This is a genomic window from Streptomyces sp. NPDC054932 (genome assembly GCF_053610205.1).
Map to the genome: position 1 here is coordinate 64,735 of NZ_JBSGXU010000004.1, position 17,813 is coordinate 82,547.

Below are 17,813 nucleotides of genomic sequence, written 5' to 3' on the forward strand. Positions count from 1 at the left end.
CCCGCGCCGTAAACCTGCTGGCCGCAGGTGGCCGTCCACGGAAAATCGATTGCCCGGTGCCGGACCGGAAGGCGAACCTTGCACGGTTTGAACCACTCGACCAGTCATGGGGCGTCATGCAGATCAGCGATCTTCCGTATCCGGATCCAGGGGTACCCGACGCTCGTTCCGGCCCCCGGTTCCTGCTCTGGTTGGGGCGCGGTCAACTCGGCGGACAGCTGAAGAGCCTGTGCTGGGGGATGCTGCACTTCTCCGGCGTCGCCGGACTGCCGTACGCCGTGGGGCTGGGCGTCGACGCGGTCGTCGACCGCGAGCCGGACCGCCTGCTGCTGGTCGGCGCCCTGCTCCTGGCCATCGGCGTCGCCATCTCGGTCGGCGACGCCATGCTGCACCGCACGGCCGTCACCAACTGGATCACGGCCGCCGCGCGCGTGCAGCAGCTCCTCGCGCGCAAGACGGCCGAGCTGGGCTCCGCCCTCACCCGCCGGGTCGCGGCGGGCGAAGTGGTCGCGGTGTCCACGGGAGACGTGGAGAAGATCGGATGGTTCGTCGAGGCGGTCTCCCGCTTCCTCGCGGCCGTCTTCTCCGTCGTCCTCGTCTGCGTCGGCCTGCTGTTCTTCGCTCCCGAGCTCGGTGTGGTCGTGGCCGTCGGCGTACCGCTGATCGCCCTGGCCTCGCTGCCGCTGCTGCCGCGCGCCACCAAGCGCGCCGACATCCAGCGGGAGAAGGCGGGCAAGGCGACCGAGCTGGCCTCCGACACCGTCGCGGGCCTGCGCGTACTGCGCGGCATCGGCGGTGAGGAGCTGTTCCTCGGCCGCTACCGGGAGGCATCCCAGGAGGTCCGCAGGGCCGCCGTGCGCAGTGCCCGGATGTGGGCGCTGATCGCCGCGATCCAGGTGGTGCTCCCGGGCGCGCTGATGATCACGGTGGTCTGGTACGGCGCCACGCTCGTCTCGGAGGGACGCATCGCCGTGGGTGAGCTCGTCGCCGCCTTCAGCGCGGTGGCCACGCTCCTGTACCCGCTGCGGCACTTCGAGGAGATCGCCATGGCGTACTCCTTCTCGCGCCCCTCCGCCAAGCGGGCCGCCCGGGTGCTGTCGCTGACCCGATCGGACGCCGCCGAGCGTCCCGCGCGCACCGAGCCGATGAAGGCACCGGCCGCGGGCGGAGACCTGTACGACCCGCAGACCGGGCTGCTGGCCCCCGCGGGCCGGTTCACCGCCGTCGTCTGCGGGGACCCGGACCTGGCGGGACGGCTCGCCGAACGCCTGGGCGGCCATCCCATGGACGGGAATCCGGGGGCGGATGCCAACGCGGAGGCGGAGGCGGAGGTGGAGGCGGACGTGACCGTCGACGCGGCGGGCGGCGCGCCGTCCGTGCTCCTCGGCGGAGTCGCGCTGGACGAGCTCGAACTGGACACCGCGCGCACGTTGGTCCTCGTACAGGACAAGGATCCGGTGCTGCTGTCCGGGACCCTGCGGGAGCTGTTCGACGTACCGGCTTCCGGAGCCGTCGAGTCCGGTGCCGCTCTGGGCGCGGCCCAGTGCGCGGACGTCCTGGACGCGCTGCTGCAGTCGGCGCCGGACGGGGTCGAGGACCCGATGGACGCCCGGATCACCGAGCGCGGCCGGTCCCTGTCGGGCGGCCAGCGACAGCGTCTCGCGCTGGCACGGTCCCTGGTCACCGACCCGGAGGTGCTCGTGCTCGACGAGCCCACCTCCGCGGTCGACTCGCACACCGAGGCGCGGATCGCGGACGGGATCTCGGCCCTGCGCGCCGGGCGGACCACGGTGGTCCTGGCCTCCTCGCCGCTGTTGCTGGACCGCGCGGACCGGGTCGTGCTCATCGACGGGGGAACGGTCGCGGCGGTCGGTACCCACCGCGAACTGCTGCACGGCGAGCCCCGCTACCGGGCGGTCGTCACCCGTGAGACCGATGAGGAGCAGCGGCTCGCCGGGCTGGAACTGACAGAGCTGGAAGAAGTACTCACAGAGATCGAGGAATCCGCATGATCGGCGTGGCGCCGCCGGAGTACGATCCGGCGGCCCCCGAGTCGGCCGCGACCCTGCCCGTGGGCACGTCGGCGACCGTACGGGGCTATGTGCGCGGCCTGTTCCGGCGCCACCGGCGGGCCTTCGTGGTGCTGGTGAGCGTCAACGCGGCCGCGGTGATCGCCTCCATGGTCGGCCCGTACCTGCTGGGGCGGATCGTGGACGATCTGTCGGCGGGGGCGCGCGAGCTGCATCTGGGGCGCGTGGCGCTGCTGTTCGCGCTGGCGCTGGCGGTCCAGACGTTCTTCGTCCGGCTGGTCCGGCTGCGCGGGGCGATGCTGGGCGAGGAGATGCTGGCCGATCTGCGCGAGGACTTCCTGGTGCGGTCGGTGGGTCTGCCGCCGGGCGTGCTGGAGCGGGCCGGTACCGGTGACCTGCTGTCGCGGATCACCACCGACATCGACCGGCTGGCGAACGCCATGCGCGAGGCCGTGCCGCAGCTGGCCATCGGTGTGGTGTGGGCGGGTCTGCTCTTCGGGGCGCTCGCGGTGACCGCGCCGCCGCTGGCACTGGCCGCGCTGGTGGCGCTGCCGGTGCTGGTGATCGGCTGCCGCTGGTACTTCCGGCGGGCCCCGTCGGCGTACCGCTCGGAGGCGGCCGGCTACGCGGCGGTCTCGGCCGTGCTCACCGAGACGGTGGACGCGGGCCGCACGATCGAGGCGCACCGCCTCGGGCCGGAGCGGATCGCGCTGTCGGAGCGCCGGATCTCGCAGTGGGTCGCGTGGGAACGGTACACATTGTTCCTGCGGACGGTCCTCTTCCCCGTCATCAACGTCACCTTCGTGACGATCCTCGGCTCGGTGCTGCTGATCGGCGGATTCTGCGTGCTGCAGGGCTGGATGTCGGCCGGGCAGCTGACCACGGGAGCGCTGCTGGCGCAGATGCTGGTCGATCCGATCGGTCTGATCCTGCGCTGGTACGACGAACTGCAGGTCGCCCAGGTCTCGCTCGGCCGCCTGGTGGGCGTAAGGGAGATCGAACCGGACGCGGGGGACGCGAAGGTGGCGCCCGAGGGCCGGGACGTACGGGCGCAGGAGGTCCACTTCGGTTACCGGGAGGGCGTGGACGTCCTGCACCAGGTGTCGATGTCCGTGCCCCCGGGCACCCGGATGGCGCTGGTCGGGCCCTCGGGCGCGGGCAAGTCCACCCTGGGACGGCTGCTCGCGGGCATCTATGCGCCGCGGACCGGCGAGGTCACCCTCGGTGGGGCGCGGCTGTCCCGGATGCCCGCGGAGCGGGTGCGCGAGCACGTGGCGCTGGTCAACCAGGAGCACCACGTGTTCGTGGGTACCCTGCGGGACAATCTCCGCCTCGCGCGGACGGGCGCCGGGGACGCCGAGTTGTGGGCGGCGCTGGGCGCGGTGGACGCCGACGGCTGGGCACGGGCCCTGGAGGCCGGTCTGGACACCGCGGTCGGTTCCGGCGGCACGGCGCTGACCCCGGCACAGGCGCAGCAGATCGCGCTGGCCCGGCTGGTGCTGGCGGACCCGCACACGCTGGTGCTCGACGAGGCGACCTCGCTGCTGGACCCGCGCGCGGCACGGCACTTGGAGCGCTCGCTGGCCCGGGTGCTGGACGGCCGTACGGTCATCGCCATCGCCCACCGGCTGCACACCGCGCACGACGCGGATGTGATCGCGGTGGTCGAGGGCGGCCGGATCAGCGAACTCGGCTCGCACGACGAGCTGGTCGCGGCCGACGGGGCGTACGCGGCCCTGTGGCGGTCCTGGCACGGCTGATCCGGGAGCACCGGACGACGGGAGCGTGGGGCGGAGGGCGGTGGATGGGACTGGTCCCGCCCGCCGCCCTCCGCCGTCCGGTACCGCTGTCCCTCTGTCCCTCTGTCCCTCTGTGCGGTCAGCCGGCCGGGACGAAGGCCTGCTTGCGGGCGCAGGTCCAGATGACCGGGTGGGTGTCACCCGCGGCGTCCTCCGCGGCGCCGCCGACCCGGTCGTCGTCGGTGACGGTGTAGGCGGTGGTGAAGGCGTTCGGGGCGAGTGCGGGAAGGGCGCGCACGGGGCCCTCGCCGGTCCAGTACTGGGCCCGCTCCTGCGGATGGTCCGGCGGCGGCGGCCACGCGTGCAGGAACTGGCTGGCGATGCCCACCGAGACGTTCGTGCTCGGGCTGATGCCCTCGAAGGTGCCGCGCTCGGCGGCCGGCAGCCGGGGCGCGTGGGCGACCGACTCGTAGGGGGCGACCCAGACGGCGGGCTGGTCCTGCCATGTCGGCGAAGAGGTGGCGTAGGTGCCGACGACCCGGCCCGAGCCGTCGATGTCCTGCGGCCGGTACTGGTGGCTCAGGTCGCCGACGGGCTGCAGCACGGTGGGCCCGGCGTCCACGCCGGCGGCCCAGAGCAGTCCGGGGCTGGTGCGGTGGCCGTCGTCGCCGGCCGAGGGCCCGAAGCCGGACCCGATGACCTGACCGGCGTTGTTGATGCCGGTCACCCAGTCGAGCCGGTAGCCGGGCGGCACGAAGAGCTTCCGGTGGATCCTGCCGCCGGCCCATTCGAGGCCGGTGGTCACTCCCGGATCGTCGTCGTAGCGGGTGCCGACGATGTGTCCGCGGTCGTTGACGTCGCTCGCGGTGTGTCCGAAGGGCAGCAGCGTGACGCGGCGCGCCCCCGGCCGGTAACTGAAGGCCAGGGTTTCGGTCCAGATCGGGGTGGTCAGCGTGCCGACCATCAGGCCGGACCGGTTGACGGCCTCCACCCGTCCGCCGGTGGTCCCGGCGGGCAGCGGTACGGCGAACACCCTGGTGCCGATCCAGTAGGCCGGCAGGTCGCGGGAGACGCCGACCGACAGTCCGGCCGAACCGATGTCGTTGACCTGGGTGCGGTGCAGCCACGGGTTCGGGTAGGGGTCCTCCCCCGGCAGTGACTCCAGGATCCGGACGGACGGCCTGCAGTGCGGTCCCGTGTCCGGCGCGCCGCCGGGATCCGCCGAGGCGGCCTCGGCCGGTAGGACGAGGGTGAGCGAGGCGAGCACCGCCCCCGCCAGCGTCATACGGATGCTTCTGCTTCTCCTGCGCATGGATCCCCCCGGGTCCCGGCGCGAGCCGACGGCACTGACGGCTCGTCGGCCCACATCATGACCGCCCGGGGAGGACCTGAACAGACGGCCTCGGACGCGGCGCCCCGGCCGGCCTTCAGATGAAGCCGAGGGCGGAGGCGCCGCCGAAGCCTCCCAGCAGGATGAAGACCGGCATGAGGACCTTGAGCTCCACCCAGCTGCCGGCCCGGAAACGCATCGCCTTCGGCGGGCCGATCGGGTACCAGCGCTTGCCCCCGATCGGCAGCGGCCACAGCACCGGGCACCCGGAGACGGTGAGCGCGTCGCCGATGTCGTGGACCAGGGCCCCGAGCACGATCGGCAGGCCGAGCCAGAGGTACTCCTGGCCCGGATCGGTGAACAGCCAGTTCGCACCGTTGCCGGGCTGGTCGAGGACCCCGGCCAGGATCCAGGCGCTGGTCGCACCGAGCAGCCAGACCAGGACGTCGCTGGACATCCGGGCCGCCCGCCACAGCAGCCCTTCGACCGCCAGCACCAGGTGCACGAAGAGCAGGGCGAGCACGCCCCAGCGGTCGGCGGTGACGGCGAGCACGGAGGCGCCGCCGCCGATCAGGACGGCCCAGAGCCAGGTGTGCGTCAGGGTGCGGTGGCCGCCGGTGCGGCGGGCGTCCTTCTTGGACCGGGTGCCCTTGTAGACGGCGTAGGAGATCTTGTCGACCACCTCGCACAGGCCCTTGGAGAGCGGACCGAAGGCGCGCGAGATGGTCGCCGACTTGTGATCGAGGTCGGGGGCGAGGGCCGCCCCGGCGCAGATCAGCGCGCCGACGACGAGGACCGGCCAGGGCATGGGGTGTCCGGCGGCCGCGGTGGCCGCGCCCACCCCCAGCCAGGCCGCTGCCCCGGACAGTGAGTGCGCCGGACCCATCATGGTCGTTTCCCGCCCCGCTGGTGTGTGGTCGGGCCCGGTTGACTGTTTCGTTCGGGCCGCATCGACGGCACAGCGTACCGTCGGTGATCTTCGTCCCGTCCGCCGGTTCCCTGATCCGGGGGGAAGCCAGGCAAGATGGGGGGTGTGACCCTCATTGATCAGCTCCCGCCGAACGCCGACCCCGACGCCCTCTTCGAGGCTTTCTCCTCGTGGGCGGAGGACCAGGGCATCACCCTGTACCCGGCTCAGGAGGAGGCGCTGATCGAGGTCGTCTCCGGGGCGAACGTGATCCTTTCCACCCCGACCGGCTCCGGCAAGAGCCTGGTCGCGGCCGGCGCGCACTTCACGGCCCTGGCCCAGGACAAGGTCACCTTCTACACCGCCCCGATCAAGGCGCTGGTGTCGGAGAAGTTCTTCGACCTGTGCAAGCTCTTCGGCACCGAGAACGTCGGCATGCTGACCGGCGACGCCTCCGTGAACGCGGACGCCCCGGTGATCTGCTGCACCGCCGAGGTGCTGGCCTCCATCGCCCTGCGCGACGGCAAGCACGCCGACATCGGCCAGGTCGTGATGGACGAGTTCCACTTCTATGCCGAGCCGGACCGCGGCTGGGCCTGGCAGATCCCGCTGCTGGAGCTGCCGCAGGCACAGTTCGTCCTGATGTCGGCGACCCTCGGCGACATGAAGCGGTTCGAGGAGGACCTGACCCGGCGCACCGGCCGGCCCACCTCGGTGGTCCGCTCCGCGACCCGGCCCGTCCCGCTCTCGTACGAGTACGTGACCACGCCGATCACCGACACGATCACCGAGCTGCTGGAGACCCGGCAGGCGCCGGTCTACATCGTGCACTTCACCCAGGCCCAGGCGGTCGAGCGGGCGCAGTCGCTCATGAGCATCAACATGTGCACGCGCGAGGAGAAGGACAAGATCGCCGACCTCATCGGCAACTTCCGCTTCACCACCAAGTTCGGCCAGAACCTCTCCCGCTACGTCCGGCACGGCATCGGTGTGCACCACGCCGGCATGCTGCCCAAGTACCGCCGCCTGGTCGAGAAGCTCGCCCAGGCCGGTCTGCTGAAGGTCATCTGCGGTACGGACACCCTCGGGGTCGGCGTCAACGTCCCGATCCGCACGGTGCTGTTCACTGCGCTCACCAAGTACGACGGCAACCGGGTCCGCACGCTGCGCGCCCGGGAGTTCCACCAGATCGCGGGTCGTGCCGGCCGGGCCGGCTTCGACACCGCGGGCTATGTGGTCGCACAGGCGCCCGAGCATGTGATCGAGAACGAGAAGGCGCTCGCGAAGGCGGGCGACGACCCGAAGAAGCGCCGCAAGGTGGTGCGCAAGAAGGCTCCCGAGGGCTTCGTCGCCTGGTCGGACACCACCTTCGAGAAGCTCATCGCCGCCGACCCGGAAGCGCTGACCTCGCGCTTCAAGGTCACCAACATCATGCTGCTGTCGGTCATCGCCCGGCCGGGCGATGCCTTCCAGGCGATGCGCCACCTCCTGGAGGACAACCACGAGCCCCGCAAGGCCCAGCTGCGGCACATCCGCCGGGCCATCGCGATCTACCGCTCGCTGCTGGACGGCGGTGTGGTCGAGAAGCTCGACACCCCGGACGCGGAGGGCCGCACGATCCGGCTCACCGTCGACCTCCAGCAGGACTTCGCGCTCAACCAGCCGCTGTCCACCTTCGCCCTGGCCTCCTTCGACCTGCTGGACCCGGAATCCCCCTCCTACGCGCTGGACATGGTGTCCGTGGTGGAGTCCACGCTGGACGACCCGCGCCAGATCCTCGCCGCCCAGCAGAACAAGGAACGCGGCATCCAGGTCGGACAGATGAAGGCCGACGGGATCGAGTACGAGGAGCGGATGGAGCGGCTCCAGGACGTCACCTATCCCAAGCCGCTCGAAGAGCTGCTCTCCCACGCCTACGACGTGTACGCCAAGAGCCACCCGTGGGTCCGCGACCACCCGGTCTCCCCGAAGTCGATCATCCGCGACATGTACGAACGCGCGATGACCTTCACCGAGTTCACCTCCTTCTACGAGCTGGCCCGCACCGAGGGCATCGTGCTGCGCTACCTGGCGAGTGCGTTCAAGGCGCTGGACCACACCATCCCCGACGACCTCAAGTCCGAGGACCTCGAGGACCTGATCGCCTGGCTCGGCGAGCTGGTCCGCCAGGTCGACTCCAGCCTGCTGGACGAGTGGGAGCAGCTGGCGAACCCGGAGGTGGAGACGGCGGAGCAGGCCCAGGAGAAGGCCGACCAGGTCAAGCCGGTCACCGCGAACTCGCGCGCCTTCCGTGTCCTGGTCCGCAACGCCATGTTCCGCCGGGTGGAGCTGGCCGCCCTCGACCACGTCAACGTGCTGGGCGAGCTGGACTCCGAGTCCGGCTGGGACGCCGACGCCTGGGGCGAGGCCATGGACGGGTACTGGGACGAGTACGACGACCTCGGCACGGGCCCCGACGCACGCGGCCCGAAGCTGCTGCAGATCGAGGAGGACACGGCGCACGGCCTGTGGCGCGTCCGCCAGACCTTCGCCGACCCCAACGGGGACCATGGCTGGGGCATCAGCGCCGAGGTCGACCTGGCCGCTTCCGACGAGGAGGGCCGGGCCGTCATCCGGGTCACCTCGGTCGGCGAGCTCGGAGTGCTCTGACCGTCCGCCCCATGCCGCCGTACCCGCCCGGCCCGCCGGACCCGACAGTGGAGATCCTCTGATGACGAACCCCGCCGAGAGACTGGTCGATCTGCTCGACCTGGAGCAGATCGAGGTCAATATCTTCCGCGGCGCCAGCCCGCAGGAGTCCCTCCAGCGCGTCTTCGGCGGCCAGGTCGCCGGCCAGGCGCTGGTGGCGGCGGGGCGCACCCTCGAGAGCGACCGCCCGGTCCACTCGCTGCACGCGTACTTCCTGCGCCCCGGCATCCCCGGGGTACCGATCGTGTACCAGGTGGAACGGGTGCGGGACGGGCGGTCCTTCACCACGCGCCGGGTCACCGCGGTCCAGCAGGGCAAGACGATCTTCAATCTCACCGCCTCCTTCCATCATCCGGAGGAGGGCGGTATCGAGCACCAGCTGCCTCCTCACCACGTACCCCATCCGGACACGCTCCCGAAGGTCGCGGACGAGATCCGCGAGCACCTCGGGGCGCTGCCGGAGGCGCTGGAGCGGATGGCCCGCCGCCAGCCCTTCGACATCCGCTACGTCAACCGGCTCCGCTGGACTCCCGAGGAGCTCAAGGGATCCGACCCCCGCAGCGCGGTGTGGATGCGCGCCGTCGGCCCGCTGGGCGACGACCCGCTCGTCCACACCTGCGCCCTCACCTACGCCAGTGACATGACCCTCCTCGATGCTGTGCGCATCCCGGTGGAACCCCTGTGGGGCATGCGCGGTTTCGACATGGCCTCGCTGGACCACGCCATGTGGTTCCACCGGCCCTTCCGGGCGGACGAGTGGTTCCTCTACGACCAGGAGTCGCCCATCGCGCACGGCGGCCGGGGCCTGGCCCGGGGCCGTATCTACGACCTGGAGGGCAGGCTGCTGGTGTCCGTGGTCCAGGAGGGCCTCTTCCGCCCGTACTCCGCCAAGCCGTCCCGGCCGGAGCAGCCGGACCGGCAGCCCGAGACCGCCCGACCGTCCGAACCCGCCCCGGAGAACTGAGCACACCCATGCCCACCCCCGCCGTCCCCTGCCCCTGCGGGCTGCCCGCCACCTACCCGGAGTGCTGCGGCCGCTTCCACTCCGGCGCCGGGGCGGCGCCCACCGCCGAGCGGCTGATGCGCTCCCGGTTCAGCGCCTTCGCCGTCGGCGACACCGCCTACCTGCTGCGCTCCTGGCACCCCTCCACCCGCCCCGCCCACCTCGACCTGGATCCCGAACAGCGCTGGGAGCGGCTGGAGATCCTCGCCACCGAACGCGGCGGGATGTTCGAAACGGAGGGCTCGGTGGAGTTCCGCGCCCACTACCGCGAGGGCCGGCACACCGGCTCGCTGCACGAGCACAGCAGCTTCTCCCGCGAGGCCGGGGCCTGGGTCTACGTCGGCCCCCTCTCCCCCGTCGAATTCGACTGACCCCGCGCCCCCGTCAGCGCGAAGTCCAGGCTGCTGCGGTACCAGCGGACCTCATCCGGCGGCCCCGCCTTCAGTAACCGCAGCGCCACCGCGGCGGCCGCCGGAATCTGCGGGTGCCCGTACGGCGGGGGCGGGGCGAGGGCGGCCAGGACGATCCGCTCCGCCGGGTCGGGGACGGCGTCCCGCAGCTCGTCCTCCGGGAGTACGGAGGCCAGTACGGCGGCACGCTCCCAGGGGTCGGCGGTTCGTCTCAGCAGCAGCCCGACATGCCGCCCGCGCCACTTGCGCGGGCGCAGATCCGCCCTGGCCGCCATCAGCTCCCGGTCCGCCGGGGGCGCGGTCCCGCGCAGCAGTCCCGGCTCCCGCGCGGCGAACCCCCTTAGCTCCACGGTCAGATAGAGCCACACCACGGCCCGGTACCGGTTGACCCGGTAGCCGACCGGGGTCACGTGCCCGCAGCGCGCGAGCCGCGTGAACCTGCTCGGGCCGACGCCCATCGCCCCGGCCGCGGCCTGCGCCCCGGCCACCGTCTCGACCCGCTCGCGCAGCGCGTCCGGCGCGCCCGCCTCCGCCCGGACCCGGTCCAGCTCGGCGCGCGCGTAGCGCGTGGACCCGCCGAGCGTCCGCGGTCCGGCCCGTACGATCCCCAGCTGAACGGCCCTGGCGAACTCGCTCCGGCTCAGCCCCAGTTCACCGGCGGCCTGGACGCCGCCCACCAACGCGTCCCCGGCGCCGCCGGCCACGTCCTCGCACAGTGCGGTCCCCATCTGCATCATCACGGTCCTCCCCCACGAGCAGTGATTACTCTGTGTGAAGACCGTAACTCAGCGCTATGACAGTCGGCGATGCCTGTGGACAACCTTCCGGGCGGCGCGCCGACCGGCCACGGCCAGCCCCACTCGGCCGGTGCAAACTCAGCCGCCGGTGATGCGCCGTTCCGCGACTCCCAGGTGCTCGCCCACCCGGTTGACCAGCAGCGTCATCTCGTACGCGACCTGCCCGATGTCCGCCTCGGCGGCGCTCAGCACGCACAGGCTGCTGCCCGCACCCGCCGCCATCACGAAGAGCACGCCCTCGTCGTACTCGACCATCGTCTGCCGCACCTCACCGGCCCGAAAATGCCGGCCGGACCCCTTGGCAAGGCTCTGCAGGCCGGCCGCAACGGCCGCCAGGTGTTCCGCGTCCTCCCGCGCCAGCCCCGCGCTCGCCCCCGTGACCAGGCCGTCATTGGACAGCACCACCGCGTGCCGCACCTGCTGGACCCTGCGCGTCAGGTCGTCCAGCAGCCAGTCCAGTTGCTTGTCCAGTGCCATTCCCGGCCCCTCCCCGTTGACGTCGGCCACATGGCCGCGCCCCACCCCTCGTACTCGTGCCGCAAGCCTTCCCCACCAGCGCCTTTCGGGCAAGGAGGATGTCCCCATGGCGAAGAAGATGACTCAAGAGGAATGGCGGGCATTCGTCTCCCATTCCACCCGCACCGGAAAGCTCTCCACGGTCCGCGAGGACGGAAGCCCGCACATCGCTCCCATCTGGTTCGTACTCGACGGCGATTCCTTCGTTTTCAACACGGGAAAGGACACGGTCAAGGGGCGCAACCTGGCCCGCGACGGCCGGGTCGCGCTCTGCGTGGACGACGACCGGCCCCCCTTCTCCTTCGTCGTCCTCCAGGGCCGCGCCGAGATCACCGGGTACGGCGACGGCGCGGACGAACTGCTCACCTGGGCAACCCGGATCGGCGCCCGCTACATGGGCGAGGAGCAGGGCGAGGCCTTCGGCCGGCGCAACGCCGTTCCGACCGAACTCCTCGTGAGGGTCCCGATCGACAGGGTGATCGCCCTCGCCGGCATCGCGGACTGACCGAGCCCGCCGACCGGGCCGGTTCACACGGAATCGGCCTGCGGCTCCACCGAGTCCAGCAGCCGGGCGGTGTGCACCCGCCCGGCGTACTCGACCAGTCTGATCAGCACTTCCTTCCCCGAGTCCCGGTCCCTCGCGTCACACAGCACCACCGGCGTCCCCTGGTCCAGGTCCAGTGCCCGCGACACGTCGTGCGCCCCGTACCGCCGGGCGTCCGTGAAGCAGTTGACGGCCACCACGAAGGGGATGCGGCGGTGCTCGAAATAGTCCACCGCGGGAAAGCAGTCCTCCAGCCGCCGCGTGTCGGCGAGGACCACCGCACCCAGGGCGCCCTGCGACAGCTCGTCCCACAGGAACCAGAACCGGTCCTGTCCCGGGGTGCCGAAGAGGTACAGGGACAACCCGGACCGGATGGTGATCCGGCCGAAGTCCATCGCCACCGTCGTGGTCGTCTTCTGGTCGACGCCGCCCGTGTCGTCGACCAGTTCACCGGCCTCGCTCAGCAGTTCCTCCGTCCGCAGCGGCCGGATCTCGCTCACCGCGCCCACCAGCGTGGTCTTGCCCACCCCGAAGCCTCCCGCCACCAGGATCTTCAGCGCGAGCGCGGCCAGTTCGGTGTCCTCCTCCGGACCGGGATCCACGTCCGGGGCCGGTCCGTCGTCGTGCAGTCCCATTACAGCGCTCGCAATCCCTCGATGACTTCACGCAGAATCCGCTCGTCCGGCAGTTGTGCGGGCGGTACCGGCCTGCTGACCTTGACGTGTCCGCCCTCCAGCAGGTCCCCGAGGAGCACCCGCACCACCCCCACGGGCAGGTCGGCGTCCGCGGCGAGTTCGGCCACCGACTGCGTCTCGGACCGGCAGAGTCCGAGCAGTGCCCGGTGTTCGGGGCCCAGCAGGGACTCGGCCGCCTCGTCCGTGCCCGACGGGTCGACCGCGACCAGCGCGATCAGGTCGAAGCGGACGCCGTGGGGTCCCGGCTTGGTACGCCCGCCGGTCATGGCGTACGGACGGACGAGCGGGCCCGCTTCGGCGTCGTACCACTGGCCGTTCATGTGCCGGACCGCCGCCCTCAGCCGGCGGCCGGCGGGCGCGCCGCGAACCGGGGCGGGGTGTAGAGGTGCTCGCCGACCCGCTTCACCAGCCGCGCCATCTCGTAGGCGATCAGGCCGATGTCGGCGTTGGCGGCGCTGAGCACGGCCAGGCAGGAGCCGTCGCCGGCGGCTGCGACGACGAGGAAGCCCTCGTCCATCTCGACCATCGTCTGGCGCACGCTCCCGGCGCGGAAGTGCCGGCCCGCTCCTTTGGCCAGGCTGTGGAATCCGGAGGCCACGGCCGCCAGGTGCTCGGCGTCCTCCCGGCTGAGCGCACTGGAGGCACCGACCGCCAGACCGTCGTTGGAGAGGACCACGGCGTGCCGGACCTCACGGACCCGGTGCACCAGGTCGTCGAGCAGCCAGTCCAGTTCACCGGACCTGCGGACCCCGTCGAGGTCGATTCTCTGGTGTTCGATCATCACACTTCTCCTTCGCTGCCTGCGTGTGGGGAGTTCTCCCGGGCGCCGCGGACCCAGCCGGCCCGGTAGGCCGCCATCCGGTCCCGGGCCTGCTCGGGGCTGCGGCCCGGCGGCTCCTCGGGGAGGCGGGAAGCGGCCGGGGCCTCGGGGGCGGGGGCCTCCCGGAGCTGCGGGACGAGGCTGGCCTGGCGGACCCGGCGCGGCAGTTCCGTCACCGAGGCGGGGGGCGGCGCGGCCGCCTGGGTACGGGTGACCGGGCCGCCGGAAGAACGCGGCCGCAGCGACGCCACCGGGGCCGGGGGCTGCTCCTCGCGCCCGGGAACCGGCTCCGACTCCCGTTCCGGGGACGGGGACGGGGACGGGGCCTTGGCCTGGGCCGGAGCCGGAGCCCGGACGCCGCGCGGGTCCTCGCGCACCACGCTCACGGGGGTGGGCGCTGCGGCCCTGCCGGCCGCCTTCGGTGCCGCGGACGGGGCCGGAGCCTGCGCCGACCGTCCCGGACGGGCCGCCGGGCCGGATTCGGGGGCCGTGGCGGAGGCGGGGGCCTGCGCGGGGGCGGGGGCCTGCGCGGGGGCGGGGGCCTGCGCGGGGGCGCCGACCGTGATCGCGCCCTGGAGAATGGAGTTCGGCAGGAGCACCACCGCGGTGGTGCCGCCGTAGGGCGAGGTGCGCAGGTGCACCTTCACACCGTGGCGGGCCGAGAGCCGGCTGACCACGAAGAGCCCGAGCCGGTCGCTGTCGAAGAGGTCGAGGGACTCCGACTGCTCGATGCGCCGGTTGGCCTCGCCCAGGGGTTCGCGGCCCATGCCGAGTCCGCGGTCCTCGACCTCCAGGACGTAGCCGGTGCCGACGGGTTCGCCGCTGACCCGGACCTTGGTGTGCGGCGGGGAGAACTGGGCGGCGTTCTCGATGAGTTCGGCGAGGAGGTGGGTGAGGTCGGCGACGGCGCCCCCGACCACGGCGGCCTCGGCGAGCTGGCGGACCTCGATCCGCGGGTAGTCCTCGATCTCGGAGACGGCGGCCCGCACGACGTTCGTGAGCGGGACCGGCATCCGCCAGGCCCGCCCCGGGGCGGCACCCGACAGGATGATCAGGCTCTCCGCGTGCCGGCGCATCCGGGTGGTCAGGTGGTCGAGACGGAAGAGGTCGCCGAGCTCGTTCGGGTCGTCGGCCCGCCGCTCCATCGAGTCGAGCAGGGTGAGCTGCTTGTGCACGAGGACCTGGCTGCGGCGGGCCAGGTTGACGAAGACGCCGGAGACCCCGCTGGCGAGTTCCGCCCGCTCGACGGCGGCGCTGAGCGCGGCCCTGTGAACGGTGCCGAGTGCCTCGCCGACCTGCGTGATCTCGTCCTCGGCCGGCGGCCCGGGCGGGGTCTCGGCGGCGACGTCGATCTCCTCGCCGGCCCGCAGCCGTTCCATCGCCCGCGGCAGTTTGCGGTGGGCGATCTCCAGGGCGGTGTTGCGCAGCGAGACGAGTTCGACGACCAGGACCCGGCCGATCCGGACCGAGATGACGAGGGAGGCGGCGACGGCCGCCAGGCCCAGCAGTACGGCGGCCCCCGCCGGGCTGATGGCCCCCTCGGCGAACGGATCGCCCCGGTCGGCGGCCGCGGCGTGCGCGGCCGCCTCGATCTCCTGCATCGAGGAGGCGATGCTGTTGTGGGCGGCCTCCCATCCGGCGGGAGCCCCGCGGCTCTCCTTGGCGGTGCCGGCGGCCAGCGCCCGGTCCTCGGCGCCGGTGAGGTCGGCGTAGGCGGCGCTCTTGGCCGCGGCCTGCCAGGCGTCCTGCTGGGCGGCGGGGAGGTCGCGGGCCGCGGAGTCGGTGAGCGCGCGCCGGGACTCGATGGCGCCGGTCAGCTGCCGAAGCGTTTCGGCTGTACGCGGGCCCGGGAGGCCGAGCAGCGCATCCTCCCGGGACAGCAGTTCCGCGGCACGGGCGAATTCGAGCAGGACCCGGGCGTCGGGGCCGAGTTCTGCCTGCTCCCCGCCGGTCAGGGAGCCGCCCACGGCGAAGGCGGCGTCGACCACGCGGGTGTAGATCGCGTAGGCCGCCTCGGGGGTGGCGCGGCGGGCGGTGATGTCCTTGCGGGACGATTCCAGGCCCTCGGCGGCGGCGACGAAGGCCTCCAGCCGCACCACGATGTCGGAGCGGTAGTCACCGGAGTCGGCGACGGTGTGGCGGTCGCCGAGTCGCAGCAGCCGGACGGCGGTGTCGGTGCGGCGGGCCTGCTGGTCGAGGGCGCCGGGGTCGGCGGCGGGGTCGGCGAGGAGACGGACGGCGGCGCGCCGTTCGGCCTGGAGCTCGGCGACGGCGGCGCCGACGGGGGTGCGTATCTCGGCGTCGACCTGGTGGACGCGGCTGAGGCGGGCCATGTCCTGGGCCGTGTTGACGGTGGCGAAGGCCCAGAGGGCGAGGAGGGAGACGACCGGGACCATCAGCAGCGAGACGATCTTCGCTCGGACGGTGGCGGGGCGCAGCCGCAGCCGCACCCGGCGTCCGCCCTCGCGCGCGGCGGCCGGGTGGGGCGGGTGGGTCCGGTGCTCGGCCGGTTCCTCGGCCGGCGGCCCGGCGTGGGCCCGGCGGCCGCGGGCCGGGGGCGCGGGCAGCCGCGGCGCCGCTGCTTCCGGTTTTCTGCGGGGTGTTCGCATGGGCTCCTCGTTCCGGGGCGGTGCCTACGGTTCGGTGCGGTACACGGTGCTGTGGGGGGCGGGCTGTGGAGGGGGGCGTGGGGGCGGGCGAGCCGCGGCGGTGCGACGCCGCGGGTCGCCCGGCTCAGTGGACGGTCACGGTGTTCTCCCCGAGGTGCCGGGCGGAGGCGGAGGCGGCCCGTTCGTCCACCGTGGGAGAGAGGGCGACGAAGGCGGCGGTGATGAACAGGTAGGAGCCCAGTCCGACGGCGAGCGGGAAGATGAACTGCATGGCGGTGGCGCCGGGCAGGGCCGTGTCCGAGGGGCTGACGCTGACGGCGACGGCCATCATCCCCGTGTAGTGCATGCTGCTGACGGCGGCGCCCATGACGAGCGAGGCGACGGCGACCGCCACCGGTGACTTGATGTTGAGCGCGGCCCACAGGGCCGCGGTCGCCGCGATCACGGCGATGGCGACGGAGAGTCCGACGGTGAGCGGATCGTAGGAGACCTCTCCGTGCAGCCGCAGGGCCGCCATGCCCAGGTAGTGCATGCTGGCGACGCCGAGTCCGGTGGTGAGGCCTCCCAGTACGAGGGAGCGGCCGCGCTCCTTTCCGTAGCCGACGGCGAAGACGCCGGCGCCGACGACGAGCACGGCGACGAGCAGGCTGAGGATCGTCAGCGGCACGTTGTAGTGGATCTCGGTGCCCGAGACCTCGAAGCCGAGCATCGCGACGAAGTGCATGGTCCAGATGCCGGTGCCGATGGCGGAGGCCGCGGTGAGGAGCCAGTTGCGGCGAGAGGATCCGGTCGCGGCGAGCGCGCGGACGGTGCAGCGCAGCCCGAGGGCGGCGCCGATCGATGCCATCACGTACGACAGCACGGGTGTCAGCCAGCCGTACGCGGCGTGGTCCAGATGTCCCAGGTGTCCCATGGCCACGGGACGCTAGTCCGGGTGAGGGCGCGAACAGGGGGCGCATTTCGAAAGCAGCTGGAACTGCTGGAATATGACAGAGCTACGTTCATCTCCGATCACACCACGTACCAGCTTGTACACCGTCCGCAGGCACGCGGGCGTGCGCCCGTGGGGGATCATGGGCGCATGAGCGAAGACCAGACACACGTGCAGGAGTTCTTCGGGGCGCGCGCGGCCGGCTGGGACCGGAAATTCCCCGGGGACGGGCCCGCCTTCGCCACCGCCGTGGCCGAATTCGGACTGCGGCCCGGTGACCGCGTGCTCGACGCGGGTTGCGGCACCGGACGGGCCATGACCCCCCTGCGGGCGGCGGTCGGACCCGGCGGGACGGTGCTCGGCGCGGACCTCACCCCGCAGATGCTGGCCGCCGCGCGGCAGGCCGGGCGGGACGCCGAGGGCACCCTGCTGCTCGCCGACGTGGCCCGGCTGCCGCTGCGCGACGAATCGCTCGACGCGGTGTTCGCCGCCGGACTCATCGCCCACCTGCCCGACCCGGAGGCGAATCTGCGCGAACTCGCCCGGGTGGTCCGCCCCGGCGGCCGGCTCGCGCTCTTCCACCCGATCGGGCGAGCGGCACTCGCCGCGCGCCACGGCCGCGAGCTGACCCCGCAGGACCTGCGGGCCGAGCACAACCTCGGCCCGCTGCTGACCGGTTCGGGCTGGGACATGACCTCGTACGCCGACGAGGACGACCGGTTCCTGGTGCTGGCCGTACGCCACCCGTGACACGAGCCCGTACGTCGGCCCCGCACCCGGGGCCCGCGGAGGTG

The 17,813-nt window shown here is 72.6% G+C and carries 16 protein-coding genes; 7 read left to right on the plus strand and 9 right to left on the minus strand.

Going from position 1 to position 17,813, the window contains the following annotated elements; genetic code table 11:
• Nucleotides 1–116 precede the first annotated feature (116 nt).
• Both ACWGE1_RS02110 and ACWGE1_RS02115 read left to right on the plus strand, forming a co-directional pair.
• On the plus strand, nt 117–2,012 hold the full coding sequence (locus tag ACWGE1_RS02110; protein ID WP_453418635.1) for an ABC transporter ATP-binding protein: 1,896 nt from the start codon (nt 117–119) through the stop codon (nt 2,010–2,012).
• A complete protein-coding gene (locus tag ACWGE1_RS02115; protein ID WP_453418636.1) occupies nt 2,009–3,790 on the plus strand; it encodes an ABC transporter ATP-binding protein in 1,782 nt (593 codons plus the stop codon). Before ACWGE1_RS02110 ends, ACWGE1_RS02115 begins: the two co-directional genes overlap by 4 nt.
• Before the next feature lie 118 nt (nt 3,791–3,908).
• Here ACWGE1_RS02115 and ACWGE1_RS02120 read toward each other — a convergent pair whose 3' ends face one another.
• Entirely contained in the window at nt 3,909–5,054 is a 1,146-nt protein-coding gene (locus ACWGE1_RS02120; RefSeq protein WP_453418637.1) for a hypothetical protein, read from the minus strand.
• Nucleotides 5,055–5,196: 142 nt separating this feature from the next.
• Nucleotides 5,197–5,988 carry a metal-dependent hydrolase gene (locus ACWGE1_RS02125; protein WP_453418638.1) on the minus strand — a complete coding sequence of 264 codons (792 nt, stop codon included), beginning with the start codon at nt 5,986–5,988 and terminating at the stop codon, nt 5,197–5,199.
• Nucleotides 5,989–6,132: 144 nt separating this feature from the next.
• On the opposite strand from ACWGE1_RS02125, the gene ACWGE1_RS02130 reads away from it, so the two are divergent.
• The 3 genes from ACWGE1_RS02130 (at nt 6,133) to ACWGE1_RS02140 (ending at nt 10,068) form a co-directional block, all read left to right on the plus strand.
• Nucleotides 6,133–8,655, plus strand: a complete 2,523-nt coding sequence (locus ACWGE1_RS02130; protein ID WP_453418639.1) for a DEAD/DEAH box helicase — start codon at nt 6,133–6,135, stop codon at nt 8,653–8,655.
• A gap of 61 nt (nt 8,656–8,716) precedes the next feature.
• A complete protein-coding gene (locus ACWGE1_RS02135; protein ID WP_453418640.1) occupies nt 8,717–9,658 on the plus strand; it encodes an acyl-CoA thioesterase in 942 nt (313 codons plus the stop codon).
• Nucleotides 9,659–9,666: 8 nt separating this feature from the next.
• Nucleotides 9,667–10,068 (plus strand): YchJ family protein, encoded by a 402-nt coding sequence (locus ACWGE1_RS02140; protein WP_453418641.1) that lies wholly within the window; start codon nt 9,667–9,669, stop codon nt 10,066–10,068.
• On the opposite strand, the gene ACWGE1_RS02145 is transcribed toward ACWGE1_RS02140, so the two are convergent.
• Together ACWGE1_RS02145 and ACWGE1_RS02150 are read right to left on the minus strand one after the other, a co-directional pair.
• Entirely contained in the window at nt 10,032–10,844 is an 813-nt protein-coding gene (locus tag ACWGE1_RS02145; RefSeq protein WP_453418642.1) for a DUF6397 family protein, read from the minus strand. The two genes, ACWGE1_RS02140 and ACWGE1_RS02145, sit on opposite strands and share 37 nt — an antisense overlap.
• A 138-nt stretch (nt 10,845–10,982) precedes the next feature.
• Nucleotides 10,983–11,381: a roadblock/LC7 domain-containing protein gene (locus tag ACWGE1_RS02150; RefSeq protein WP_030384197.1), complete on the minus strand. Its 399-nt coding sequence runs from the start codon at nt 11,379–11,381 to the stop codon at nt 10,983–10,985.
• 106 nt (nt 11,382–11,487) lie between these two features.
• Between ACWGE1_RS02150 and ACWGE1_RS02155 the strand changes: the two genes are divergently transcribed.
• Nucleotides 11,488–11,925, plus strand: a complete 438-nt coding sequence (locus ACWGE1_RS02155; RefSeq protein WP_453418643.1) for a PPOX class F420-dependent oxidoreductase — start codon at nt 11,488–11,490, stop codon at nt 11,923–11,925.
• A gap of 23 nt (nt 11,926–11,948) precedes the next feature.
• On the opposite strand, the gene ACWGE1_RS02160 is transcribed toward ACWGE1_RS02155, so the two are convergent.
• From ACWGE1_RS02160 to ACWGE1_RS02180, 5 genes are all read right to left on the minus strand, one after another.
• Nucleotides 11,949–12,599: a GTP-binding protein gene (locus tag ACWGE1_RS02160; RefSeq protein ID WP_453418644.1), complete on the minus strand. Its 651-nt coding sequence runs from the start codon at nt 12,597–12,599 to the stop codon at nt 11,949–11,951.
• Complete coding sequence (locus ACWGE1_RS02165; protein ID WP_453418645.1) at nt 12,599–12,979, minus strand: DUF742 domain-containing protein; 381 nt, start codon at nt 12,977–12,979, stop codon at nt 12,599–12,601. The genes ACWGE1_RS02160 and ACWGE1_RS02165 overlap by 1 nt, the downstream gene beginning before the upstream one ends.
• Before the next feature lie 17 nt (nt 12,980–12,996).
• Nucleotides 12,997–13,440 carry a roadblock/LC7 domain-containing protein gene (locus ACWGE1_RS02170; protein ID WP_453418646.1) on the minus strand — a complete coding sequence of 148 codons (444 nt, stop codon included), beginning with the start codon at nt 13,438–13,440 and terminating at the stop codon, nt 12,997–12,999.
• The gene (locus tag ACWGE1_RS02175) at nt 13,440–16,088 is read right to left on the minus strand and encodes a sensor histidine kinase (RefSeq protein ID WP_453418647.1); all 2,649 of its coding nucleotides are present in this window, start codon (nt 16,086–16,088) and stop codon (nt 13,440–13,442) included. Before ACWGE1_RS02175 ends, ACWGE1_RS02170 begins: the two co-directional genes overlap by 1 nt.
• Before the next feature lie 124 nt (nt 16,089–16,212).
• Nucleotides 16,213–16,992 carry an MHYT domain-containing protein gene (locus ACWGE1_RS02180; RefSeq protein WP_453418674.1) on the minus strand — a complete coding sequence of 260 codons (780 nt, stop codon included), beginning with the start codon at nt 16,990–16,992 and terminating at the stop codon, nt 16,213–16,215.
• A 177-nt stretch (nt 16,993–17,169) separates the two neighbouring features.
• Between ACWGE1_RS02180 and ACWGE1_RS02185 the strand changes: the two genes are divergently transcribed.
• On the plus strand, nt 17,170–17,769 hold the full coding sequence (locus ACWGE1_RS02185) for a class I SAM-dependent methyltransferase (protein WP_453418648.1): 600 nt from the start codon (nt 17,170–17,172) through the stop codon (nt 17,767–17,769).
• Nucleotides 17,770–17,813: the final 44 nt, after the last annotated feature.